This is a genomic window from Mesorhizobium sp. WSM4848, from assembly GCF_055811375.1.
The window spans coordinates 1-22,540 of sequence record NZ_JBVVPX010000023.1 but is presented as its reverse complement, the minus strand read 5'-3'; the positions used below and the strand labels follow the sequence as shown (position 1 = coordinate 22,540).

The window sequence follows — 22,540 nt, the reverse complement described above, 5'->3', positions numbered from 1 at the left end:
TTGCGGCATTAGGTCGTCGCTCCACTGTTTCGTTTTTGGACGGTCCGCCAAGCTGTAGAATTTCCCCAATCATGCTTGGTAGAAGCCGAACGTGGCTAACCTGCGGCAGGCGCCTGTTAACCCTGATTTGTTAAAGAGAATTTGTGGGGACTCGATAACGCAAAATTTCATATTGTACTGCAACCAGTAAGTGTGACATTCAATTGTGCGCGTTCGCGCGACGCGCGAAGTGCGCGTCAGGCCCTGAGGACCTGCGAGAGTGGCGGGCCGCGGCTATGGCGCCGGCAAGAAGTCGGGCTCTCGTCCTTTATCCGGATGCCGCCAGCATCAGATCGGGAGGGCGCCCGGTCGGTCCCGAACGCCTCGCGTCGACCATTGACCGAAGGTTGTTCGCCGATCCTGGACATCAGGGACTGCGTGTCCGCCGAAGTCATCTCGATCGCTGTCAAGATCGTTAAACGAAAAGCTGATCAAGTCGGCTTCGCCGTGCAACCGGGACGCCTGGTTGTGGAGCGCTGGATCAGCCGCAACAGGCGGCTGATGGTAGACGCGCGCCCCGCAGTGGGGTTAGACGGGCTCGCCCGCGGCCCTCGCTTCAGTCAACTTCGCGCAGGCGGTATCCTACGCCGGTTTCGGTGGTGATGTAACGCGGCTGGTCGGGCGTTTTCTCGATCTTTTGCCTGAGCTGCCGCACATAGACCCTGAGATACTGCACGTCGGTCGAATCGCCCCAGACCTGCTTCAAAAGAAACTGGTGGGTGAGAACCTTGCCGGCGTGCTGCACGAGGATGCGCAGGATGTCGTACTCCTTCGGCGAGAGCTTTATCTCCCTGCCCTCGATCATGACGATGCGCTTCACCAGATCGACCGTGAGATCGCCGGTGTGGAAGACCGGCTTCTCGCCTTGCTGCTGGAACTTGTGGCGGAGCGCCACGCGGATGCGCGCGACAAGTTCGTTCATGCCGAACGGCTTGGTGATATAGTCGTCGGCGCCGAGATCAAGCGCCGAGACGATGCCGGCCTCGTCGGTGCGGCTGGAAAGGATGACGACGGGAACATCCAGGCCGTCGTCCCGCCATTTGCGCAGCAATTCGTGTCCGCCCATGCCGGGCAGGCCGAGATCGAGCAGGATCAGGTCCGGCTTCTCCGTCTCCATCAGTTCGATCGCCGTCCTGGCGTTTGGCGCCTCGCTTATCGCATAGCCCTGGCTGCCAAGGCCGACGCGAAGCAGCTTGCGGATCGGCGGTTCGTCATCGACGACCAATATCCTGACGTCCAGGTTCGTCATGGCAGGTTCGTCATGGCCGGTCATCCATTTCGGGGTCGCCCAAATGTTGGTCTGCCGCTACCGGCATCCTGATGGTAAAAACCGCGCCAGGGCGGTCGGTCCTGTTGGCCGCCGAAATCGTCCCGCCCATTGCCTCGATGAAGCCACGGCAGATCGAGAGCCCGAGCCCGGTGCCGGCGCGGACCTGATCGCCCTTGCGCACCCGGTGGAACGTGTCGAAAATGCGCTCCAGATCCGCTGGCGGAATGCCCGGCCCCTCGTCCATGATCTGCAGGATGACGGAACCATTGTCGGCCCAGCCCTGCAGGCGGATCGTCGAAGCTGGCGGGGCAAATTTAGCGGCATTGTCGAGGAGATTGAACAGCGCCTGCTCGAACAGGACGGGGTCGAGCCTCAGCATCGGCAGATCCGTGGGAATGTCCATTTCGGTCTTGTGTTCGCCGATGATTTTTCTGGCTCGATGCAAGGCGGTGCCGATGATATCGCCGACATAGTGGAACGCGTAGTTCGGCTCCATCGCACCGGATTCGATCTTGGTCATGTCAAGCAGATTGGCGATGAAGCGGTTCAGCCGTTCTGATTCGTCGAGCACGGTCGACAGCAGGTCCGCCCGGTCCGTTTCGGGAAGCTCCGGCGCAAATTCCCGCAATGTGCCGGCGGCGCCCATGATGGCGGCAAGCGGCGTTTTCAGGTCGTGGGAAATCGAGGTCAGCAGCGCCGAGCGCAGGCGGTCCGCCTCGGCCTCGAGCTTGGCCCGGTCGACGTCGGCAACAAGCTGGATGCGCTCGATGGCGACTGCCGCTTGATCGGCGAGCGCGTCGAGCAGGCGCTTCTGTTCAGGGGTCAGCAACGGGCCTTGCTTGTCGTTGTCGAGGCCGACCACGCCGACGGCGGTGCGACCGGTCCGCAACGGCAGATACAGGCGTCTTGCTCCGGGAAGTGTGTCGGCGCCGCGGCCCGCGGGGCGATCGTGCTCCCATGCCCAACGGGCGGCCGCGATGTCGGCCTCGGCCAGCGTGTCGTCGGGTGGGTAACCGGCCTTGACGGTGATCGTGCCGTTTTCCGGCAGCAGCAGCACCACACGCAACTTCAGCATCGAGGCTATCTGGAAGGCAGTCGCCCAGAGCACGTCGTCAAGCGTGCCGGCGCCGGCGAGCTTCTTCGAGAAAAGATAGATATCTTCCGTGGCGCGTGCCCGCGCCCGGGCAGCGACCGCCTGTCGCTGCACCCGCGCTGTCAGATTGCTGGCAATGACCGCAACAACCAGGAAGGCAGCCAGCGCCACGATGCTCTCCGGGTCCTGGATCGTCAGCGTGTAGCGTGGTTCCAGGAAGAAAAAGTTGAAGGCAATGGCGCTGATGAGGCAGGCATACAAAGCCGGCCAGAGACCGCCGGTCACCGCCGACGTCAGAACTCCGATGAGAAAGATGATCGCCAGATTGCGGACGTCGAGAAACTGGTGGAGAAGGATGGCGAAGGCGAGCGAGCCAGCAACATAGGCCGTGGCCTTGAGATAGGGCCAGATCTCGAATTGCGACTGCTCGTCCGCCACCTTGACGGTCCGTGACGTCGCCTCGGCGTTGCGTTCGTTTCCCGAAATGACATGGACGCTGATGTCGCCGGCATTGCGGATGAGATCATAAGTCAGCGAGCCTTCGATCAATTCCCGCCAGCGCGATCGGGTCGGCCTGCCGATCACGATATGGGTGAAGTTGTTGGCGGTCGCATGGCGAACGATGTCCTGCGCGACGTTCTGGCCTGGAATGGTCGTCACCTCGGCGCCGAGTTGCTCGGCAAGGCGCAGCAGCGTCGCGAGCCGATCCTTGTCCTCCTCGGACGTGGCGGCTGAACGAGGGGTATCGACATGAAGCGCCGTCCAGGGGGCGCGGAGCCGGTCGGCCAATCTCCGCGCATAGCGGACGCGGGCCGCCCCGCCCGGACGCGCATCGACGCAGACGAGAACCCTTTCCCCCGCCGCCCAGGGCCCGGGTATGGCGTGGGCCTGCATGTGGGTCAGCAACTGTTCGTCGACGCGCTGAGCGGTGCGGCGCAGCGCCAGTTCCCTGAGCGCCGTCAGATTGCCCGGCGAGAAATAATTCTCGATCGCGCGCCGGGCGGTGCTGGGGATATAGACCTTGCCTTCCTCGAGCCGCTTGATCAGGTCGTCGGGCGTGAGATCGATGATCTCGATGTCGTCGGCCTGGTCGATGATGGAGTCTGGAACCGTCTCGCGCACCCTGACGCGCGTGATCTGCGCTACGACATCGTTCAGGCTTTCGACATGCTGGATGTTGAGCGTGGTGTAGACGTCGATGCCGTGCGTCAGGATTTCCTGAACGTCGAGATAGCGCTTGGGATGGCGGCTGCCCGGCGCGTTGGTATGGGCAAGCTCGTCGACGAGGACCAGCGCCGGCCGCCGGGCAAGGATGGCATCGAGGTCCATTTCCTCGAGGATGCGCCCCTTGTACTCGACCCGACGACGGGGAATCACCTCATAGCCGTCGACCAGCACCTGGGTTTCCTTGCGGCCGTGCGTCTCGACGACGCCGATCACCACGTCCACTCCGTCGGCCAGTCTTGCACGGCCCGACATCAGCATTTCATAGGTCTTGCCGACACCGGGTGCTGCACCCAGAAAAATCCGCAGACGACCGCGCGCCTCCCGCTCCGCACGGTCAAGCAGGGCGTCGGGTGAGGGTCGGGTTTCGTTGCTTCTGTCGTCCGGCATCACAATCGATCATGAATGGCGCCGGGGATGGTGTCGATCCCCAGCCGACCACTCATTGCTTCCCACCATTCATTGCCTGGTGGTCTCGTCCAGCGCCAGGTTAAGCGCCAGCACATTGACCACAGGCTCTCCCATGAAGCCGAGCTCACGGTCCTCCACATGGCTGTCGACAAGCGACTTGACCCTGGCTTCATCGACGCGCCTGGCCCTGGCCACCCTGGCGACCTGGAAATAGGCGGCCTCGGGGCTGATATGCGGATCGAGGCCGCTGCCTGAAGTCGTGACCAGATCGATCGGCACCGGCTGGTTCGGATTTTCCGCTTTCAGCCTGTCGGCATCGCTCTTGACGCGGTCGATCAGCTTGGCGTTGGTCGGCCCGAGATTCGAGCCGCTCGAAGCGGCGGCGTCGTAGCCGTCGCCGGCAGCCGACGGCCGACCATGGAAATAGCGCTCGCTGGCAAAAGCCTGGCCGATCAGTTCGGAGCCGACGACCCTGCCGTCCCTCTCGATCAGGCTGCCATTGGCCTGGCGCGGGAACAAGGCCTGGGCGATGCCGGTCATGCCGATCGGATAGATCAGGCCGGTAAGGATGGTGAAGAAAACGATCATGGTGATCGCGGGTCTGATTTGCTTGAGCATGGGCTTGATTCCTTATGCGAGGCCAAGCGCGGTGATGGCCATGTCGATCGCCTTGATGCCGACGAAGGGGACAATGATGCCGCCGAGGCCGTAGACAAGAAGGTTGCGGCTGAGCAGCGCGGCCGCGCCGATGGCGCGATATCTGACGCCCCTCAGCGACAGCGGGATCAGCGCGACGATGATCAGCGCGTTGAAGATGATGGCCGAGAGAATGGCGCTCTGCGGCGTCGCCAGATGCATGATGTTAAGCGCCTGCAGCGGACCTGACGTCTGCCCGGGCGCGATGTAGAAGACGGCGAATAGGGCCGGGATGATGGCAAAATACTTGGCCACGTCGTTGGCGATGGAGAAGGTTGTCAGCGAGCCGCGCGTCATCAGCAGCGCCTTGCCGATTTCCACGATCTCGATCAGCTTGGTCGGATCGCTGTCGAGGTCGACCATATTGCCGGCCTCGCGTGCGGCGACCGTGCCGGTGTTCATGGCAACGCCGACATCGGCCTGCGCAAGGGCAGGCGCATCATTGGTGCCGTCGCCGCACATGGCGACGAGCTTGCCCTTGGCCTGTTCGTCGCGGATGAGCTTCAGCTTGTCCTCGGGCGTCGCCTGGGCAAGGAAATCGTCGACGCCGGCCTCCGCCGCGATCGCCGCCGCCGTCATCGGGTTGTCGCCGGTGATCATCACCGTGCGGATGCCCATCTTGCGCAGTTCGGCGAAGCGTTCCCTGATGCCGCCCTTGACGATATCCTTGAGGTGGACGACGCCGAGCAGGCGTCCGTCGCGCTCGACCGCAAGCGGCGTGCCGCCGGATTTGGCGACATCGTCGGCGATCGCCTGGAGGTCGCGGACGGTGTCGCTGCCGGGGCGCGTGCCATGGGTGGCGACGGTCGACCGATTGACGAACGCGAGCACCGAATCGACCGCGCCCTTGCGAATCGAAGAGCCATCGAGGTCGACGCCGCTCATGCGGGTTTGCGCGGTGAAGGGCACGAAAGCGGCATGCAGTGTCGCCATGTCGCGGGCACGGATGGCGTATTTCTCCTTCGCCAGCACGACGATCGAGCGGCCTTCCGGCGTTTCATCGGCAAGCGAGGCCAACTGCGCCGCGTCGGCCAACTCCTGCTCGGTGACGCCCTTGACCGGGCGGAATGCCGTCGCCTGGCGATTGCCGAGCGTGATCGTGCCGGTCTTGTCGAGCAGCAGCGTGTCGACGTCACCGGCCGCCTCGACGGCGCGGCCCGACATCGCCAGCACGTTGAACCGCACCAGGCGATCCATGCCGGCGATGCCGATGGCCGAAAGCAGCGCGCCGATGGTCGTCGGGATCAAGGTGACGAACAGGGCGACGAGGACGGTCACCGAAATGGTGCCGCCCGAATAGGCGGCGAAACTCGGGATCGTTGCCGTCGCCAGCACGAAGATCAGCGTCATGCCGACGAGCAGGATGTTGAGCGCGATTTCGTTGGGCGTCTTCTGGCGCGCAGCGCCTTCGACCAGCGAGATCATGCGGTCGAGGAAGGTGTGGCCGGAGGCCGCGGTGATGCGAACGCGGATCCAGTCAGACAGAACCTGCGTGCCGCCGGTCACCGCCGAACGGTCGCCGCCGGATTCACGGATCACCGGAGCGGATTCGCCGGTGATCGCCGCCTCGTTGACCGAAGCGACGCCTTCGATCACCTCGCCGTCCGATGGAATGATGTCGCCGGCCTCGACGAGCGCCACGTCGCCGACCTTCAGGCTGGTGCCGGGCACCAGCTTGAAATTGCTGCGGTCGTCGCCGCTCAACAGCTTGGCCTGGGTCTCGGTGCGAGCCTTGCGCAGCGAATCGGCCTGCGCCTTGCCTCGGCCTTCGGCGACCGCTTCGGCGAAGTTGGCGAAAAGCACGGTGAACCACAGCCAGATGATGATCTGCAGCGAGAAGCCGAGATCGCCGCCACCAGTGACGAGATCCTTGACGAACAGGACTGTCGTGAGCGCCGAGACGACGGCGACGACGAACATCACCGGATTGCGCATCAAGGTGCGCGGGTTCAGTTTCCTGAAGGCGCCGTCGATGGCGGGCAGCAGGATGCGGGCATCCACGATGACAGCGGATTTGGACTGGCTCATTTGGTGGCTCCAGTATCGATGTTGTTGGTTGGCGCCGATCGATCGGATGCCGAAAGCAGATGCGGAAGCCCGGAGGCCAGCAGCCAGATCACGATCATGACCGCGGCAATGCCGAAGAACGTGGACAAGGTCGGGAAAGGCGGCTGGGTCGGTAAAGGCGGCGGGGTCGGTAAAGGCGGCGGGGTTGCCCCTTTCCGATCGTCACGATGCCGAATCTTGCGACGTATGGTTTCGAGCCAGGACATAATTTTGATCCAAGGTGGGACGGTTCAGAAGGTCTGCCCGTGGATGCCAGCCAGGTGCTCGACGATCGGTCCGACCGCCAGCGCCGGGAAGAAGGTGAGGCCGCCGACGATCAGAATGACGCCGACCAGCAGCCCGACGAACAGCGGCCCGTCGGTCGGGAAGGTGCCGGCGGAGGCGGGCACCGTCTTCTTGGCGACCAGCGAACCGGCGATCGCCAGAGCCGGGATGATGACCAGGAAGCGGCCCATCAGCATGCCGATGCCGAGCGTGATGTTGTACCAGGGCTTGTTACCGGTCAGGCCGCCAAAGGCCGAGCCGTTGTTGGCGGCAGCCGAGGTGTAGGCATAGAGAACCTCGGAGAAGCCGTGCGGGCCGGCATTGGCCATCGAAGCGACGCCGGTCGGCAGCACCACCGCGATGGCGGTGAAGATCAGCATCGCCAGCGGCAGGCAGAGAATGGCGAGCATCGACATCTTGACCTCCTTGGCCTCGATCTTCTTGCCGAGATATTCGGGCGTGCGTCCGACCATCAGTCCGGCGACGAAGACGGCGATCACGATGTACATCAGGATGCCGTAGAGACCGGCGCCGGCACCGCCGACAATGACCTCGCCGAGTTGCATGTTGATGATCGGGATCATGCCGCCAAGCGCTGTGAAGCTGTCATGCATGGCGTTGACGGCGCCGCAGGACGCGGCGGTGGTGATCACCGCAAACAGCGCCGACAAAGCGATGCCGAAGCGCGTTTCCTTGCCTTCCATGTTGCCGCCATCGATGCCCAGCGCATGCACCAGCGGATTGCCTGATGCTTCCGCCCAGTAGCAGACGGCGACGCCGGCGATGAACAGGACGCCCATCGCAGTCAAGATCGCCCAACCCTGGCGCTGGTCGCCGTTCATGCGGCCGAAGACGTTGGTCAGCGCCGCCCCGATGGCGAAGATCGAAACCATCTGGATCAGGTTCGAGATCGCATCGGGATTTTCGAAAGGATGTGCGGCATTTGCGTTGAAGAAGCCGCCGCCATTGGTGCCGAGCATCTTGATGGCGATCTGCGAGGCTGCTGGCCCGACCGCGATCGTCTGCCGCGCGCCCTCCAGGGTTGTGGCGTCGATATAGGCGCTGAGCGTTTGCGGTATGCCGAGATAGACATAGACCAGCGTCAGCACGATGCAGAGCGGCAACAGCAGGTAAAGGGTGCAGCGGGTCATATCGACCCAGAAATTGCCGATCGATTTGCCGGAAGCCTTGGTGAAGCCGCGGATCAGCGCGATTGCGATGGCGATGCCGGTCGCCGCGGACAGGAAGTTCTGCACGGTGAGGCCGGCCATCTGCACGAAATAGGACATCGTGCTTTCGCCGCCGTAGTTCTGCCAGTTGGTGTTGGTCATGAAGCTGGCGGCGGTGTTGAAGGCGAGACCGGGTTCGAGGCCGCTCATGCCGGCCGGATTGTAAGGCAGGCTGCCTTGCAGCCGCTGCAGGAAGTAAAGCACCAGGAATCCGGCCAGGTTGAAGAACAGCAAGGCCGCCGCATAGGTGGTCCAGTGCTGCTCCTCACGCTCGCTGGTCCCCGAGATGCGATAAAGGCTCCGCTCGACAGGAGCCAAAATCGGCGTGAGGAATGTGCGGTCGCCGCTGAAAACGCGAACCATGTAGCCGCCGAGCGGCTTCACCAGCAAAATGACGATCCCGCAATAGACGAGGATCTGTATCCATCCGTTGAAAGTCATTGAAATAGCTTTCCGTGCCTTCGCCAGTTGCCGTTAGAAACGCTCTGGGCGAACGAGGGCGTATGTCAGGTAGGCGAGAAGGAACAAGGTCGCAGCGCCACCGAGGATGTAATCGACAAGCATGTTGTGATCCTTCCGCCTAAAGACTGTCGCAGGCTTTGATGAAGGCGAAAAACAGGGCGAAAAATAAAAACCCTATTCCGAGAACGATGATGTCCATCGGACTTTCTCCTTATTTTCGTTTTGCACTGCCTTGCCTGCAGCCGGCAGGGTTGAAGTCATGTGAAGACACTCGGTCGCGCTGGTGATGGCGACCAAGATATGTCCTTCCCGACAGAATATGGATCAAAACCCCATAAAGGTTCGAGCCGGGGCAAAGAGGAAAAAAATAAAAATCCTATAGGGATTTTGCCGTCACGATCTCAGCGCACGGCATTAAAAAATCCTATAGGGATTTTGCCGTCACGATCTCAGCGCACGGCATTAAAAGACAAGCCGTGCGCCGGCGCGAAGCCGCCGAAAATCAATGATCGCGCGTATAGATCACGGCGTAGTCGTCCGCATACGCCCGCTTCCAGCCCAGTTCATCGAAGAATGGAATCCGGCTGTCATCCGGCGTCAGCAAGGCCCAGCCTATCGCATGCTTCTCGAGCTGGGCTTCGAGGACAGGCTTTCCGCTGCTGCGCCCTGTCTCGGCATCTGTCTTCGTAAAGCCGTTGAGAAAGAGCTGATCTGTCCGGCCGTCGATGAATGTCTTGATGCCATGGAAAATCAAGCTGCCGCCGAAGTTGTAGGAATTCAGGACATTGCCTGACAGATGATGGCTTTCGACGAATGCAAGCGCATCCTTGGCCGAAGTCTTCTGGCTCGGCGCGACCGGATAGGCGCTCGTGAGCATTGCGGTTGTAGCCAGCAGCAAAACGCCTGCCACGCCGCAGATCCGGTAAAATCGCTCCGCGAAAAACCGTTCCAACCCGTCGCGCCTGTCGGACATCCATTTCGCCAGGGAAAGCGCTGGATATTGCTCCGCAATCTCGGCCGCAAGCACGATCGGCACCAGCAGAAAGAACAGGTACATGAAGCGCAGATGGGTGAGATAGATATGCAAGGCAAAGACGATGAACAGCGCCTTCGCCCAGCCGATGCGAAGTTTCGATACAAGCAGCGCGAAAACGAACAGTAGGATACCCAGTTCCTGGAACCGTTGATCCGAGGCGTCGAACGGTTTCCACTCGATAATCAAGGGAACCGCTTCATTGCCATAGGCTACGGTGAAAGTGGCAAGGATGGCCTTCATGCCATAGGGATTGATCAAGCTGACCACCGGGCAGAGCAGCCCGAAGGCAACCCATTTGCCAAGGAGTACGGGGTTGGACAGGCGGGTTCGCACAAGAACATCGAGGCCGGCGAAAGCCGCGATGACGAAGCCGATGGTAAAGGTCGCGTGGAGATTGGCCCACAGGACAAGCAGGGCAAGCAGCCATAGAGGCGGTGCCTGCTCATCGCGCGCTGCGCGGAAAAGCATGGCGGTCCAGATCACGATGATGGGGAAGGTGAAGATGTGCGGACGCGCGGTGTAGATCGGGGCGATCATGGCCGCCGCGAACAAGGCCAGTCCCACTGCCGCCATCGGTCTCAACCAGGTGCTGAGACACCATGACAGCAGCGTGCCCGTCAGGGCGATGGTTGAGATGATCAGCACCGCCACGCCGTTCCAGCCGCCTGCCGTGTAGGCGAGCGCAAGGAGAACCTGTCCAAGCCATTCCTTGGCGATCCACGGGTGTCCGGCGAAAGTATGAGAATAGCTGTCGACAACCGGGAACGTACGATTTGCCAGCAGATCGAGGCCGACCTTGACCTGCCACCAACTGTCGGGGTCCTGCAGGATGGCCTGGGTGTGGGCGGAAAGCGCGAAGGCCACGAGAGGCGCGACGAGCAGGCAGAGCATCACTCTGGCCCGCTGCGCGTCGTTGAGCGACGACGCGGTCGCAACGGTCGCTACGGTCGCCTGAATCCCGTTCATATCATAGCTCCAGGCCGCTCTGCGGCAGATCGATTGGCGGTTTCAGCTTGTCGCTCATCCGAGGGCCGGGCGTCCGCTCAAACGGCAGGCTTGATCGCATGCACGAAATATTGGGCCCCCATTGGCATCCTGGTCAGGAATCGCTCCAAAGGTCGCAATCTTGCGAGCACGCGTGGGAAAAAGATCCGGTAAACGACGTCGAATTTGGAGAAGCCGGCCGCAGCCATTCGCTTGCGCACGTCGCGGCTGTTGATCAGGAGTGCGTTCTCGTCGAAAGCGCAGTTTCGCACCGCGTGCGTCGTCAGCGGATTCCAGGGATTGTGCTCGAACAAAAAGAAGCTGCCACCGCCGGTCAGCACTCTCTCGATCTCCTTGATCAGGCCGACATGGAGGTTTTCGGGGATGTGATGGAACACGCAGGCGGCGAAGGCGAGATCGAAACTCGCGTCGTCATAGGGGATCGTTTCGCCGTCGAAATGTCGGAAATCGGCCTGGCCGGGAAAGCGCTTGCGGGCGATGTCGAGCGACTGCGAGGAGGGATCGAGCAAGGTGATTTCGCTGTCGGGAAATGCGGCGCGCATGGGCCCCAGCGAATTGCCGACGCCAGCGCCGAAGTCGAGTATCCGCCGCGGCTTGATATTGGAGCGAGCCAGCCTTGCTGCGACGTCGTCGATCTTGTACTGCGCGAAGAAATCCGGGGTTTCGCCGCTCAGCCTGATACTTGCGGCATGCTGCTGCTGATATTCCAGCGCGAACTGGTCAAACTCGGCCTGAAGCACGCGCGGCTCCCTTCGTCAGTTCCTTGGCCATTTCCTGAAGGCGATGGACGGGCAGTTTTCCGGCGGCAGGATCGTGGGCAGTGATCTCGTTTATGAGGTAGAGCGGCCGCCGCTTGGTCTCCATATACATGCGCCCGAGATACTCCCCGAAAATCCCAAGGACCAGAAGCTGGACGCTGCCGAGGATCAGGACGATTGCAGCCAGGCTGGTCCAGCCGGGCAACACGCTGCCGGCAATCCATGAGAACAGCGTGTAGCCCAGCGCAGCAAGACCGAGAAAGCCGAAGATCATGCCGAGATGCGAGGCGAACCGCAGCGGCACGATGGAGAAGCTCGTCATCGCATCCATCGCCAGAAGCACCATCTTCTTCAACGGGTAATGCGTGGTGCCTGCGAAGCGCTGGTGCCGCTCATAGGCAAAGGCCACCTGCTTCAGGCCGATCCAGCTCACCATGCCGCGAATGAAGCGGTAACGCTCCGGCATCGCATTGAGATGATCGAGCGCGCGCCGGTTCATCAGGCGAAAGTCCCCGGAATCGATTGCCATGTCGACGTCGACCATCTTGCGCAGCAGACGGTAGAACAATGCGGCGGTTGCGCGCTTGAACCAGCCTTCGCCCTGCCGTTTCAGCCGCTGGCCATAGACGACGTCGAACCCCTCATCCATCTTTGCCATCATGGCTCTGAGCAGTTCCGGCGGGTCCTGGAGGTCGGCATCGAGAATGAGAATGCGCTGGCCGCGGCAAAACTCCAGGCCGGCGCTGAGCGCAATCTGGTGGCCATAATTTCGGGCGAGGTCTATGCCGACGATGTGGCTGTCCTGTTTGGCAAGTTCGAAGATGACCTCGCGGGTGCCGTCGGTGGCTCCGTCGATGACCAGCACGATCTCGTAGGAATGCTCCGCTTGTTCACGGCAAACGGCGGTGACGCGCCGGTAGAGTTCGGCGACCCCACCGATTTCATTGTAGCACGGCACGACAACCGACAGCGCGACCGCGCGTCGCGCAGCGATTTTCTCTGTATGCGCCAAAAGCCCAGCTCCCATGGTTAGAAATGGGAATAGGCCGAATTTCTTAGAAAATTGATAAGCCGCACACAACGCAACCAGGCGAAGCCTGCGAAGCGATGCGGGGCGTCGAGGGCGGACGCTCCGCCAAATCGGCTGCTCAGCCTTCGGCGGCTGCTCAGCCTTCGGCCTTGAAGTTCCTCGCTTCCTTCTCGACCTTGGCGCTGTCCTTGCCGTGCTTGCGCATCAGATCCTTCGCCTGGTTGGGCGAAACGTCGGTGGTCTCGGCCAGGCGCAGGGCCTCCTTGTCGTCCGGTTCGCGTTTCTTCCGATCGGCCGTTGCGGTTCGTTTGTCAGCCATCACGACGCCTTTATGCTCTCGGCGATTTTGTGCAGCACCTTGCGATCGGTGCCGTGGCGCTTGATCAAGGTGCGTGCCTGTTCGGGAGTAATGCCGGCTTCCTCGGCGAGATGCCTCACCTCATAGTCCTCGTCGCCGGCTACTTGTGAGCGATCGCGGTTGTCGGTTTTGGTCTTGTCGTCAGGCATGGCAGTTCTCTCCTCGCTTAGAGACTGTTTGGAAAGTCTACTCCGGCGGCCATCTGATGGCGTTTTCTGCGCTTCCGGTGCTCACGGACCCGAACGTCCGCTGCGCTCCGGTTCTCGAAACCACCACCATATGACTCGCCGGAGCGACTTCGAAACAGTCTCTTGGACCTGGAGCATAACGGCGGAGATTTCGTGAGGTTCCTTGATACATGTCGGCCAAAGGCGCGCAGCGGTTTTGGGCAACGACATGCCCTAAAAACAAGAACTAAAGGCGCGCATCGAGTTCTTCAGACGTGACGCGCTTTAATGCTGGCCTTCGCGCACAAACACATGGGCTTCCTTGGCGGCGGCCGTGAATGCCCGCCGCGCACTGCCAACTGCCCGCCGCTGCTCCATCGCATCCATCATGGCTTTCAAGGCGGCGCGATATTTCGGCCCGCGCTTTTCGTTTGGCCATTTGTCGACGAGAAGCGAGGCCGCCTGGACCGTCCTCGTCACAGAAAGCGGGCGTCCGGTCCGTTCGCTCTCGATCGTCACCGGACGTCGAATTGTTCATCACGCATTGCCGCCACTCCTTGACTCCAAGGACAGCAACGGCGCAGCGAGGTTATTCGTTGCGATAGCGAACGGCGCGAGCCATCCCAATCACAATTCATGGTTACTGAGTGGCTTACGTCGCCGGTCTCATTTTTGACAGTGCGCAAGCCAATTGCGGGCGATGCGCATTAGCGGCAGCGATGGTCGAACACGACCCCCATGGTCCTACCAATTGCGGTCATGACGATAAGCTCGACCAGCTGGTCGTCGCTGTCCGCACAAGCCGGGCCTGCCCGGCGGATGGCATCTATTGCAGCTCTGGTCGATATGGTGTCGCCGGCGCGGAATTTTGAAAGCGCAGATGAAACAAGTTCATGGGCCGGCAAGTTGACGACAGGCGTTCTCGAAACGACGTTCATTGGCATCCTCCACCATGAACTCTCTGCCACCAAAATGATACGCCGAATGGCGGTTTTTCGCCAGCGAAATTGTGGTCCGACCAGACGCCAATCGGACACCAATTGGACTGGGATATTTAGCTTTTTGCAGGGCTCAGCGCGATGCTGCCGACTTCGATTTCTCTCGGCTCTTCGCAGCTGGCTTGAGCCTTATGCGCATCGCTCCGCCCTCGGGATGATCGATCTCAAACGCATTGGTCTTGCGCACGAGATCGCTCAGCTTGCGAAAGCCGAAGGTCCTGGGATCGAAGTCCGATGCCAGATTGGCGAGCTGATTGCCGACAATGCCGAGCGGCACCCAGCCGTCCTCGGTTCCCATCTGTGAAATGACCTTGGTGATGATCGGCGTCGCGGAGCTGGGCGGCTGCAAGGATTTCGTCGGCGCCGCATCCTGCGCGTTGGCTGACGCAGTCGGAAGCAGGTTCTCGGTGTAGACGAAGCGGCGGCATGCCTGCCGGAAACTCTCCGGCGTCTTCTGCTCGCCAAATCCATAGACGTCGATGCCGTGCTCCCTAATGCGAGCGGCAAGGCGGGTGAAGTCGCTGTCGGACGACACCAGGCAGAAGCCTTCGAACCGCCCGCTGTGGAGAAGGTCCATGGCGTCGATGACGAGCGTGATGTCGGATGCGTTCTTGCCGGTGGTGTAGGCGAATTGCTGCTGCGGGATGATCGCATGCTTCGACAGCACATCGGCCCATGCCTTTGAGCGGGTGCTGGAGAAATCGCCGTAGATGCGACGAACGCTTGCCTCGCCGATCTTTGCGATCTCCTCGAACAAGCCGTCGGCAATCTTGGCCGAGGTATTGTCCGCGTCGATCAGCACTGCAAGCCGTGGAGAACGTGGTTCGGTTGGCAAGGTGAGCCCCTGTTTTGCTTTGCAGCAGACTACATACGGTGCAGCGGCGCCGAAACCTTTTTATCGAGATGCGACTGGTGTCGTCATCGAGATACGGACGTCATCTACTTCTCCCGATACAAGATCATGCCGGCGTGGTGCAGCACACCGTCAATGAACGTTCCGTCAGCGGTAAAGCCGGTGTCGTCCCAGTAGTCGATGTGATTTCCCGTGATCTCATAACGCCCCTGGTATGCGCTCTCACGGTTCCCGCGCGCTTCGTCATAGCGACCATTTGGAAGCAAGTTGTGGCGGATATGGCCATCCGCCGTGACCCACATCCCGACATAGGAGTGGCTTGCCGAAGGTCGGGTAACGGAATTTCGCGCGATATTCATCTGGGCGAGACCTTTCTGTGCGGATAAGCCAGCCGCGCCGGCAACAAGCACGGCAGCGGCAAGTATGGAAATCTGTTTGATGGGACTACTTGCTGGCTGTCGGCCGGATGACGATCTCGTTCACGTCCACATCGTCCGGCTGTTCGATGGCGAAGCGCACGGCACGGCCGATCGCGTCGGGCTGCAGCGCAATGGCGCGATAGGTCTTCATCGCTTCCACCGCGACCGGATCGGTGATCGTGTCGGCGAGCTCGCTCTCGACCACGCCGGGATGGAATGCAGGTGACGCGGATGTCGTCGTGCTCCTGCCGCAAGCCATCGGAGATGGCGCGGACCGCGTATTTGCTTGCGCAATAGACCGCGGCTGTCGGCGATACCGAAAGCGCGCCGATGGAGGCGATGTTGACGACATGGCCGGAGCCTCGGGCGGTCATTTCCGGCAGAACCGCAGCGATGCCGTAGAGCACGCCCTTGATGTTGACGTCGACCATTCGGTCCCATTCATCGACCTTCATTGAGGCCATCAGCGACAGCGGCATGACGCCGGCATTGTTGACGATCACGTCGACGCGCCCCCAGGCCTGGCGCGCCGCTTCGGCAAAGGCGGCGACATCGGCGCGGTCGGTCACGTCCAGGCGCCGTGTCATTGCCTCCCCGCCCTTTGCCCTGATCTCTTCTGCGAGCGTGTCCAGCCGATCGGTGCGGCGCCCACCCAGCATGAGCTTTGCTCCGGCGGCACCGAGCTCCCGGCCGATGGCGGCGCCAATGCCGCTCGAAGCCCCGGTGATGAGCACGACTTTGCTAAGGGACATGTTTCGTCTCCGTCTGCTTGATCTTGCGAACCGCCATGCAGCGGTTGCCACGAAGATGGATCTGTTTCACTGTTGCGATAAGACGACCATTTGCTCACAGCGTCGAAAGCACAGCTAACCAATGCAGCCGGATCTCAATGCGCTTGCCGTCTTCGCCCTCGTCGCCGAAGAGCGGAGCTTTCGCGCAGCTGCGGACCGAATGGGCGTCACCCGCTCGGCGGTGAGCCAGACGATGAAGCGGCTGGAAGAGACGCTCGGTATCGCGCTCGTCCAGCGCACGACGCGAAGCGTCGGCCTTATCGAGGCTGGCGAACGCCTCTACGCCGAGATAGCGCCCGCCATTGCCGACATGCGCGCCGCAATGGAGAGCGCCGGGGACCTGCGCGGGCGTCCGCGCGGGCAGTTGCGGCTCGCCGTCTCGTCGATCGCCGAGCGCTTTCTTTCAGGGCCGTTCCTGGCGACGTTTGCCGAAGCCAATCGCGAGGTTCAGATCGACATCACGGTGACGGACGAGGAATTCGATATCGTCGCCGAGGGATACGATGCCGGCGTCAGGCTCGGCGAGGTGATCGAGCAGGACATGATCGCGGTGTCTGTCGCCGGTGACGAGCGGCAACTGGCCGTCTGCGCGCCGGCCTATCGCGATCGGTTTGGGGAGCCTTCGCATCCGAAGGAACTCGTGGGCCATCGCTGCATTGGCTGGCGCCGCGCACCGAAAGTCGCGCCCTATCGCTGGGAATTCGCGGAGGACGGCAAGGAGTTCAGCGTCGCGGTGGCGCCGGAGATCACGACCAATGACATGGCGTTGATGATAAAACTGGCCATTGCCGGCGCCGGCATCACTTTCGGCATGGAGGAAAGCTTTCGCCCGTGGATCGATCGGGGCGAACTGGTGCCGGTTCTCATCGACTATTGCCCGCGCTTTGCCGGCTTCTACCTGTATTATCCGAGCCGTCGCAACGTCGCGCCGAAGCTTCGCGCCCTTGTCGAACACCTGCGGCGTCCTGGCTAGCGTTTTTCACGCGGACGATCGAACCGAAATCGCTTTCCGGCCCCATCATCCGCTTCGGACGGGAGATCGTCAAACTCCGCTGTGCGCACCGGCATCTCGATATTGCAATTATATTAGTGTGAGCGCATGTTTCCGTCAGCCGGCGCAAGCCGGTTAGGCCCGGCGGCCAGCCGGTCACCCCCAACAGGCTGCCGGGCCGCCCGCAACGGCTTGGGAGGACATGACTTCCCGGGAATACCTGCGGTTCCACGCTAAACGGCCCGATCACGCAAAAGGAGGACGAGGTGAGACCGGTTAAGTCATTCGCATTTGCTGCTGTGCTGCTTCTTTCGTCTGCATTGTCTGCGGCCGCCCAGTCGGCTCGCGGGGACATCGAAGCGGCGCTGCCGAAATTCACGGACGCCTTCAACAGCGGAAACGCGGCGGCGGTGGTCAATTGTATACCGAGGACGCTGCCTTGCTGCCGCCGGACGGCAAGCGCGTCGATGGCCGCAAGGGCGTGGAAGAATTCTGGCAGGGCGCGATCAAAGGCGGGATGAAAAATCTCACCCTGAAGGCGCTGGAAGTGGAAGAGAGCGCGAACCTCGCCTACGAAGTTGGCGCCTTTACGCTCGATGTGCCGAGCAAAGACGGCGCCCTCTCCACCCTTGCGGGCAAGTACATCGTCGTCTGGAAAAAGGGCGACGACGGGACATGGCGCCTGCATCGGGACATCTGGAATTTAGGTGCGGCCCAATAGGGATTGAAATCCAGGCCTCATTGACCGGCTTGGCGAACGGCGCGGCGGGTTTTTTTGCGTTGGAACAAAGGCGTAGGTAGAAGTTCGGCATTATTTCCTGTGCAGACATGCTGCGAGATCGGCTCGTCCCTCCGATCAGCCCGCGTCCTCTTCCCCACCACCGGGGCGCGGGCTTTTCTGCCTATCGTACGGAAATAGCAAATGACCAGCCGGTGATCGGCGGCCCCAGGTCTGAGAGTTTGGTCATCATTGTGCCGGCAATCCCTTCGCGGCAGCGGTCAGGGTTGCCCGATCGTTGCCGTGCTTGCGGATCAGCTCGCGCACCTGCTCCGGCGTGATGTTGTTCTGCAGAGCGAAATAGTTCACTTCATAATCATCGTCCGCCGATATCTTGTTGCGGTCGCGAAAGTCGCGTTTGCTTTTGTCGTCTGCCATATCGCACGTCCTTTTAGAATTTTATCATATTCACTATGGCTAATATACGCAGCTGACCTAGACTGGGTTCCATGCGTAGGCGGGCAGAGGCCGGCGCCGGCCGGCTAGAGTTCATACCCCCGATGGAGCCCAGGCTGGTGGCCATGCCGCCCGAGGGTGACAACTGGATTCATGAGATCAAGCTGGATGGCTACCGCGCCCAGATCATTATCAACGGCCCCGAGGATATCCGCGTCTATACCGAAACCGGCAAGGACAGGACGCGTCAATATCTGGGGATCGTGGAAGCCGCGGGTGAGCTTGAGGTCAAGAATGCCATCATCGACGGCGAGGCGGTCGTCACCGACAAGGCCGGTATGCCCGACTTCAACGCGCTCCAGAACGCCGTCCACAACAATCCCTACGGCATGTATCTCTGCGCATTCGACATTCTGCACCTCAACGGCCATGATCTGCGCGACATCGGCTGCAAGGCGCGCCGCGAAACTCTCTGTGGGATCATCAAGCCGCACAGCCGGATTCGGTTCAGCGAGGCCCTGCCTGGTGACGCGCAGTCGCTCTTCCACCTCGTCGAGGAGGTCAAGCTTGAGGGCATTGTCTCGAAGCGCGCCGACAGCAGATATCGCAGCGGCCTGACCTCGGACTGGCTGACGACCAAGAGCTTCACGGTCGATGAATTCGAACTGTTGGGCGTCGAGCGCCAGCCCGGCGAGGCAGCCTTCGCCCTTTTGGCACAGCCCGGCACCGGGAAATATGTCGGTTACGCCCTGATCAGCCTGGGCCGCGGCATGAAGGAGCGGCTGTTCAAGCGGGTTCGGGAGCACGCCGGGCCGCCGCCAGAGGGCGTGAAGAAACGGCCGGGGACACAATGGCTCAGGCCCGGGGTGAAGCTGCGCATCAAGCATCTTCGCGGCGACCACAGCCACATACGCAATGCGTCGCTGCTGGGTTTCGGTGACGAGAGCTAGCGCTTTGTCCGTCCCTTTGAGCGACGGGCGCTTCGGCGCCGCAGCCGGAAGGACGTCGTGACCTCTGGAGTGGTTCACGCCAACGACTGGCTGCCCAAACCGCGCATCCTTCATCCCTGGCCGCACCAGCGCCGTCAATTGCCCGAGGTAGGAGCCGTATGCCTTAATTGGGCTCGTCCGATCTGTGCGGGGGCGCTCAGCAATGGGCGTCCCACCGCGATCTGAATTATGCGACGATTGAGCCCGCCGCGGACATGCCCGGCTGGGCGGCAACCAGGCCGCGAATTGGCCGCAATGCCCCGGTTCAACTAGCTGCCGTGGCTCATGCTATCCCTGAGGTGCGTGAAGTATGAAGTATCTGTTGTTTCTGGGCATTGTGCTGTTTTCGGTACCTTTATCGGCATCGGAGATCATCCTGGAGCAGGTCACATTGCGCCGAGGGATGGAAGGCGACACCAGGCAGTCGGGAGCCTTGGACGATCCGAAAACCTACAGCAAAAACAAGGTGTACCGTGAGGAAAAGGAGATCGCAGCGAAAGCTGGCATCGAGATAGACCAATTCCTGGATGATCACTATGCGAAAGGATTTCGGAAAGAATCTGGGCCCAACAAAGCAGTACACTACCTGATATTCTACAATTCAATCTCGGCGCCGCAGTGCAAGAGGGAATATTTGATCCAGCGGGTAAGGCAAACCAAGATATATTATCAAAAGAATAGGAAGATTGTCGGTGAAGAAGTCAAGTATCTTGTGGAGGTATTTAAGCTGAACAGCTACGGGCACACCAAACGCGCCGACCGTCATAAACAGCTTCATTTTCTGGGGGACGTCCAATCACGAAAGACTGTCGTCGACATCGAGGTCGGTTGCGGCGAGGTGCTTAGCGCGGCCGATGGTTTGGCTTGGCCTTTCGAGCAGAAAATCCTGTTTAAAGAGCTGCAGGATTATTCCAACAAGCCCGGCCTCTACGACAAGGTCAGCTTCGAGTCCTCCAGGTCCTACAGCTTTACCTCGGAATTCGACCGGAACGGACACAAGATAACGTTGCCGGATTTTCTTAGGTAAGCTTCCTCGAACGACCTTGCTCCCTTCGCGGCTGAAGCAGCTGAGAGCCGTGCCCGACTTTCCTTTCAGCCGCCGCCGGGACTCGAAGGTTTTTTAATTGACAGTGCGCCTTTTTGTCTTCTTCTGTTCCCGCATTCCACCCGTTGCCCGTTGCCCGCTGCCTCACGGTGGCGGGGCCTTTTGATGGGCACACCGGAACCAGAGCTTGGCGATCCGGTTAACTGGATATGCCAAACAAAATCAAAGACCCGCCACCGAAGCCCGCCCCGAAGAAGACACCTGTCCGTCGTCCCGACAAGGAAGCGTCGCCGGAGCCTGAACATGTGGATCCGCCGCCACGCGACGTGCGCGAGGCTCCGGCACCAAATCCAAACGGCGACTGGAAGTCCTGACCGCCGCGCAAGAACGACGTAGCGCCTCGCCGCCTTATCAACATGCCGTGCCCACGCCCATTGTCGCCGAGGGGTAATACCCTATTTGGCGGCGCGAAGTTGGAAACTGATCACGCCGGCTGCAACGTTCAGGCCAGTCTGCGCCTGGACACTGAGTGGCTGCAACGTATAGGTCCTGTTGGATCCTCCAACCAGAAGATTGGCACCGGCACCCACGACGACCGTCGCTTCTGCGCCGACGCCGTTGTAGTTGCCGGCCAGCACGCCGGGCGCATAGACGTTACCAGTTGGCGCAAGCACCCGCCACCGCAGCACTGCCTTCGGTGTCGGGCCGACATCCAGACCCAACTTCGTGATGACACCTATGTATGTTTCGCGTGCGACCTTCGGGTTGGCCGACGTGAAGGTGCATGTCAGAGCTTTTTTCGAGCCGATGATGTAGCGAGTGCCAGCTGCGACAACGCAGTCGAGCACACCGAACGTCGTGTTGGCCTCTTGAGCCGCGCTGGGCACAATGGACGCGGCGATCGCGACAAGAGTGATGGCTGCGAGACATTTACGCATTGTGGTTGCTCCTTGTGAGGTGGTCGAGACTTCACTGGAGGCGTGTGCGCTGCCTTCAGCATACTACACAAAAGAAGATTACCCGGCACTTTGTTCCGGAACCTGTTGGCCTCTGGCAATTGGGGCAGCTGGCGTCTCGCCCGAGGGCATCACCGCATGGATCTCGGCCAATGGCGGCGGCCGCCTGATTGAGTTTACTTTCTGTGTGGTCAGGAAGGTCACTGCGGTATCCTGACACCACCATGCCCAACGCCAAACTGAACATAAGGCAGGAGCGTTTCTGCCTTGGCCTCGCCGAGGGCCTCCCCCAATCTCGAGCCTATATCGAGGCTGGCTACCGGGCGCGCGGCAATGCTGCTGAGGTGGAGGCCTCGAAGATGGTCAGGTTGCCTAAGGTGGCCGCCGGCATTGCCGAGCTTCAGGCTGAGGCTGCAAGGCGGTCGGAGATCACGGTCAACGATCTGGTTGCCGACCTCAGCATTATGTTCAAGCTGGCGCTCGCCACCAAAAATCCGGCTGCTGGCGTCAGTGCTGTGCTTGGAAAGGCAAAGCTGCTCGGGCTGATAGTTGATAAAGCCGAAGTCACCTCGACGCTACGCCGCCCGATGCGTGAGCCGGGGCGAGTTCAAGGGGATGACCTTGGACGAGTGGCAGGCCAAGTTCGCGCCGAAGCGCGCGAACTAGGGAGGCCGCCTAAGCGCGTTAACAACTGGGCCGGGTGCAACGGGCGGAAACGGATGCGGTTGGCCGGGAAAATAGCGCTTCGAAACCCAGTTTTGTATGGCAACGAAACTCATCACCGACAGCGCCGCTGCGCTCAGTCTGGCTTTGCATAGACGATCTACGCCACTTCCGAAGCCCGTCGCATGGCACCTTGATGCGCACCATGCCGGTGCGCACCCAGCGCATTTTCGCCGTCTCTGGAATGCACACTCAGCGCACCGGGGGCTTGATCGCCGCCACCCCTTGCCTCCACCCGCCGGCCTGCTAAAGCGCTCGAGCGCCAGCAACGACGCCCGATCGAACATCAATGTTGCCCACAACAATTTCGCCGCGACAGAATCGGCTGAGGACATCTGAGCCACCACTTCGCTCTCACTATAACCTTTGCCGATTGTGTTTGCAGCTTCGCGGCGTTTGGCGACCATGTTGCGCCTTGCGACCGCCGAACCCGGCTGACGCGAGGTTTGGAACTCCAATGCGTCGCTTCAACCAGCGGCGTCAGAGTCCGTG

General features: G+C 61.1%; 23 protein-coding genes and 2 pseudogenes. 6 read left to right on the top strand and 19 right to left on the bottom strand.

Annotated features, from left to right (window positions below; all coding sequences use genetic code 11):
• Positions 1-237: 237 nt before the first annotated feature.
• Positions 238-564 (top strand): annotated as a pseudogene (locus AC0L16_RS20515) (IS5/IS1182 family transposase); the annotation flags it as partial.
• 31 nt (positions 565-595) lie between these two features.
• Here AC0L16_RS20515 and AC0L16_RS20510 read toward each other — a convergent pair.
• The 17 genes and pseudogenes from AC0L16_RS20510 to AC0L16_RS20430 all read right to left on the bottom strand — a co-directional run bounded on the left by AC0L16_RS20510 (position 596) and on the right by AC0L16_RS20430 (position 16,131).
• A complete protein-coding gene (locus AC0L16_RS20510; protein WP_473622877.1) occupies positions 596-1,288 on the bottom strand; it encodes a response regulator transcription factor in 693 nt (230 codons plus the stop codon).
• A 10-nt stretch (positions 1,289-1,298) separates the two neighbouring features.
• Positions 1,299-4,016: a DUF4118 domain-containing protein gene (locus AC0L16_RS20505; RefSeq protein ID WP_473622876.1), complete on the bottom strand. Its 2,718-nt coding sequence runs from the start codon at positions 4,014-4,016 to the stop codon at positions 1,299-1,301.
• A gap of 69 nt (positions 4,017-4,085) precedes the next feature.
• A complete protein-coding gene (gene kdpC, locus AC0L16_RS20500) occupies positions 4,086-4,655 on the bottom strand; it encodes a potassium-transporting ATPase subunit KdpC (RefSeq protein WP_473622874.1) in 570 nt (189 codons plus the stop codon).
• Between the two features lie 12 nt (positions 4,656-4,667).
• Positions 4,668-6,761: a potassium-transporting ATPase subunit KdpB gene (kdpB, locus tag AC0L16_RS20495; RefSeq protein WP_473622873.1), complete on the bottom strand. Its 2,094-nt coding sequence runs from the start codon at positions 6,759-6,761 to the stop codon at positions 4,668-4,670.
• A complete protein-coding gene (locus AC0L16_RS20490; RefSeq protein WP_473622871.1) occupies positions 6,758-7,006 on the bottom strand; it encodes a hypothetical protein in 249 nt (82 codons plus the stop codon). The genes kdpB and AC0L16_RS20490 overlap by 4 nt, the downstream gene beginning before the upstream one ends.
• Before the next feature lie 24 nt (positions 7,007-7,030).
• On the bottom strand, positions 7,031-8,734 hold the full coding sequence (gene kdpA, locus AC0L16_RS20485; RefSeq protein ID WP_473622870.1) for a potassium-transporting ATPase subunit KdpA: 1,704 nt from the start codon (positions 8,732-8,734) through the stop codon (positions 7,031-7,033).
• Between the two features lie 33 nt (positions 8,735-8,767).
• Positions 8,768-8,857: a K(+)-transporting ATPase subunit F gene (gene kdpF, locus AC0L16_RS20480; RefSeq protein ID WP_473622869.1), complete on the bottom strand. Its 90-nt coding sequence runs from the start codon at positions 8,855-8,857 to the stop codon at positions 8,768-8,770.
• Between the two features lie 400 nt (positions 8,858-9,257).
• Complete coding sequence (locus AC0L16_RS20475) at positions 9,258-10,757, bottom strand: hypothetical protein (RefSeq protein WP_473622868.1); 1,500 nt, start codon at positions 10,755-10,757, stop codon at positions 9,258-9,260.
• 77 nt (positions 10,758-10,834) lie between these two features.
• A complete protein-coding gene (locus AC0L16_RS20470) occupies positions 10,835-11,536 on the bottom strand; it encodes a class I SAM-dependent methyltransferase (protein ID WP_473622866.1) in 702 nt (233 codons plus the stop codon).
• Positions 11,517-12,566 (bottom strand): glycosyltransferase family 2 protein, encoded by a 1,050-nt coding sequence (locus AC0L16_RS20465; RefSeq protein ID WP_473622865.1) that lies wholly within the window; start codon positions 12,564-12,566, stop codon positions 11,517-11,519. The genes AC0L16_RS20470 and AC0L16_RS20465 overlap by 20 nt, the downstream gene beginning before the upstream one ends.
• Positions 12,567-12,720: 154 nt before the next feature.
• Positions 12,721-12,903 (bottom strand): hypothetical protein, encoded by a 183-nt coding sequence (locus tag AC0L16_RS20460; RefSeq protein ID WP_473622863.1) that lies wholly within the window; start codon positions 12,901-12,903, stop codon positions 12,721-12,723.
• Positions 12,903-13,091, bottom strand: a complete 189-nt coding sequence (locus tag AC0L16_RS20455) for a DUF3606 domain-containing protein (RefSeq protein ID WP_095496825.1) — start codon at positions 13,089-13,091, stop codon at positions 12,903-12,905. Before AC0L16_RS20455 ends, AC0L16_RS20460 begins: the two co-directional genes overlap by 1 nt.
• Before the next feature lie 303 nt (positions 13,092-13,394).
• Positions 13,395-13,628: a DUF982 domain-containing protein gene (locus AC0L16_RS20450; RefSeq protein WP_473622862.1), complete on the bottom strand. Its 234-nt coding sequence runs from the start codon at positions 13,626-13,628 to the stop codon at positions 13,395-13,397.
• A 188-nt stretch (positions 13,629-13,816) separates the two neighbouring features.
• On the bottom strand, positions 13,817-14,047 hold the full coding sequence (locus AC0L16_RS20445; RefSeq protein WP_473622861.1) for a hypothetical protein: 231 nt from the start codon (positions 14,045-14,047) through the stop codon (positions 13,817-13,819).
• 133 nt (positions 14,048-14,180) lie between these two features.
• Complete coding sequence (locus AC0L16_RS20440; protein ID WP_473622859.1) at positions 14,181-14,942, bottom strand: NYN domain-containing protein; 762 nt, start codon at positions 14,940-14,942, stop codon at positions 14,181-14,183.
• A gap of 104 nt (positions 14,943-15,046) precedes the next feature.
• Complete coding sequence (locus tag AC0L16_RS20435; RefSeq protein ID WP_473622858.1) at positions 15,047-15,319, bottom strand: Atu4866 domain-containing protein; 273 nt, start codon at positions 15,317-15,319, stop codon at positions 15,047-15,049.
• Between the two features lie 85 nt (positions 15,320-15,404).
• A pseudogene (locus tag AC0L16_RS20430) lies at positions 15,405-16,131 on the bottom strand (SDR family oxidoreductase).
• A 121-nt stretch (positions 16,132-16,252) separates the two neighbouring features.
• Between AC0L16_RS20430 and AC0L16_RS20425 the strand changes: the two are divergent.
• Both AC0L16_RS20425 and AC0L16_RS20420 read left to right on the top strand, forming a co-directional pair.
• Positions 16,253-17,143, top strand: coding sequence for a LysR family transcriptional regulator (locus AC0L16_RS20425; RefSeq protein WP_473622857.1), 891 nt, complete (start codon positions 16,253-16,255; stop codon positions 17,141-17,143).
• Between the two features lie 436 nt (positions 17,144-17,579).
• Positions 17,580-17,882, top strand: coding sequence for a YybH family protein (locus AC0L16_RS20420; protein WP_473622856.1), 303 nt, complete (start codon positions 17,580-17,582; stop codon positions 17,880-17,882).
• A 246-nt stretch (positions 17,883-18,128) separates the two neighbouring features.
• Here AC0L16_RS20420 and AC0L16_RS20415 read toward each other — a convergent pair whose 3' ends face one another.
• Entirely contained in the window at positions 18,129-18,317 is a 189-nt protein-coding gene (locus AC0L16_RS20415; RefSeq protein WP_473622854.1) for a DUF3606 domain-containing protein, read from the bottom strand.
• 71 nt (positions 18,318-18,388) lie between these two features.
• Here AC0L16_RS20415 and AC0L16_RS20410 point away from each other — a divergent pair, with 71 nt between their 5' ends.
• Both AC0L16_RS20410 and AC0L16_RS20405 read left to right on the top strand, forming a co-directional pair.
• Positions 18,389-19,285, top strand: a complete 897-nt coding sequence (locus AC0L16_RS20410) for an ATP-dependent DNA ligase (RefSeq protein ID WP_473622853.1) — start codon at positions 18,389-18,391, stop codon at positions 19,283-19,285.
• A 349-nt stretch (positions 19,286-19,634) separates the two neighbouring features.
• A complete protein-coding gene (locus AC0L16_RS20405; RefSeq protein ID WP_473622851.1) occupies positions 19,635-20,351 on the top strand; it encodes a hypothetical protein in 717 nt (238 codons plus the stop codon).
• Positions 20,352-20,824: 473 nt separating this feature from the next.
• On the opposite strand, the gene AC0L16_RS20400 is transcribed toward AC0L16_RS20405, so the two are convergent.
• Complete coding sequence (locus tag AC0L16_RS20400) at positions 20,825-21,307, bottom strand: DUF992 domain-containing protein (RefSeq protein ID WP_473622850.1); 483 nt, start codon at positions 21,305-21,307, stop codon at positions 20,825-20,827.
• Positions 21,308-21,549: 242 nt separating this feature from the next.
• Here AC0L16_RS20400 and AC0L16_RS20395 point away from each other — a divergent pair, with 242 nt between their 5' ends.
• Positions 21,550-22,143 (top strand): terminase small subunit, encoded by a 594-nt coding sequence (locus AC0L16_RS20395; RefSeq protein ID WP_473622849.1) that lies wholly within the window; start codon positions 21,550-21,552, stop codon positions 22,141-22,143.
• Positions 22,144-22,540 lie beyond the last annotated feature (397 nt).

Coding starts and splice junctions, on each gene's coding strand:
- AC0L16_RS20510 (WP_473622877.1), bottom strand. CDS start 1,288: ATGACGAACCTGGACGTCAGGATATTGGTCGTCGATGACGAACCGCCG.
- AC0L16_RS20505 (WP_473622876.1), bottom strand. CDS start 4,016: ATGCCGGACGACAGAAGCAACGAAACCCGACCCTCACCCGACGCCCTG.
- kdpC (WP_473622874.1), bottom strand. CDS start 4,655: ATGCTCAAGCAAATCAGACCCGCGATCACCATGATCGTTTTCTTCACC.
- kdpB (WP_473622873.1), bottom strand. CDS start 6,761: ATGAGCCAGTCCAAATCCGCTGTCATCGTGGATGCCCGCATCCTGCTG.
- AC0L16_RS20490 (WP_473622871.1), bottom strand. CDS start 7,006: ATGTCCTGGCTCGAAACCATACGTCGCAAGATTCGGCATCGTGACGAT.
- kdpA (WP_473622870.1), bottom strand. CDS start 8,734: ATGACTTTCAACGGATGGATACAGATCCTCGTCTATTGCGGGATCGTC.
- kdpF (WP_473622869.1), bottom strand. CDS start 8,857: ATGCTTGTCGATTACATCCTCGGTGGCGCTGCGACCTTGTTCCTTCTC.
- AC0L16_RS20475 (WP_473622868.1), bottom strand. CDS start 10,757: ATGAACGGGATTCAGGCGACCGTAGCGACCGTTGCGACCGCGTCGTCG.
- AC0L16_RS20460 (WP_473622863.1), bottom strand. CDS start 12,903: ATGGCTGACAAACGAACCGCAACGGCCGATCGGAAGAAACGCGAACCG.
- AC0L16_RS20455 (WP_095496825.1), bottom strand. CDS start 13,091: ATGCCTGACGACAAGACCAAAACCGACAACCGCGATCGCTCACAAGTA.
- AC0L16_RS20445 (WP_473622861.1), bottom strand. CDS start 14,047: ATGAACGTCGTTTCGAGAACGCCTGTCGTCAACTTGCCGGCCCATGAA.
- AC0L16_RS20435 (WP_473622858.1), bottom strand. CDS start 15,319: ATGAATATCGCGCGAAATTCCGTTACCCGACCTTCGGCAAGCCACTCC.
- AC0L16_RS20425 (WP_473622857.1), top strand. CDS start 16,253: ATGCAGCCGGATCTCAATGCGCTTGCCGTCTTCGCCCTCGTCGCCGAA.
- AC0L16_RS20415 (WP_473622854.1), bottom strand. CDS start 18,317: ATGGCAGACGACAAAAGCAAACGCGACTTTCGCGACCGCAACAAGATA.
- AC0L16_RS20410 (WP_473622853.1), top strand. CDS start 18,389: ATGCGTAGGCGGGCAGAGGCCGGCGCCGGCCGGCTAGAGTTCATACCC.
- AC0L16_RS20405 (WP_473622851.1), top strand. CDS start 19,635: ATGAAGTATCTGTTGTTTCTGGGCATTGTGCTGTTTTCGGTACCTTTA.
- AC0L16_RS20400 (WP_473622850.1), bottom strand. CDS start 21,307: ATGCGTAAATGTCTCGCAGCCATCACTCTTGTCGCGATCGCCGCGTCC.
- AC0L16_RS20395 (WP_473622849.1), top strand. CDS start 21,550: ATGCCCAACGCCAAACTGAACATAAGGCAGGAGCGTTTCTGCCTTGGC.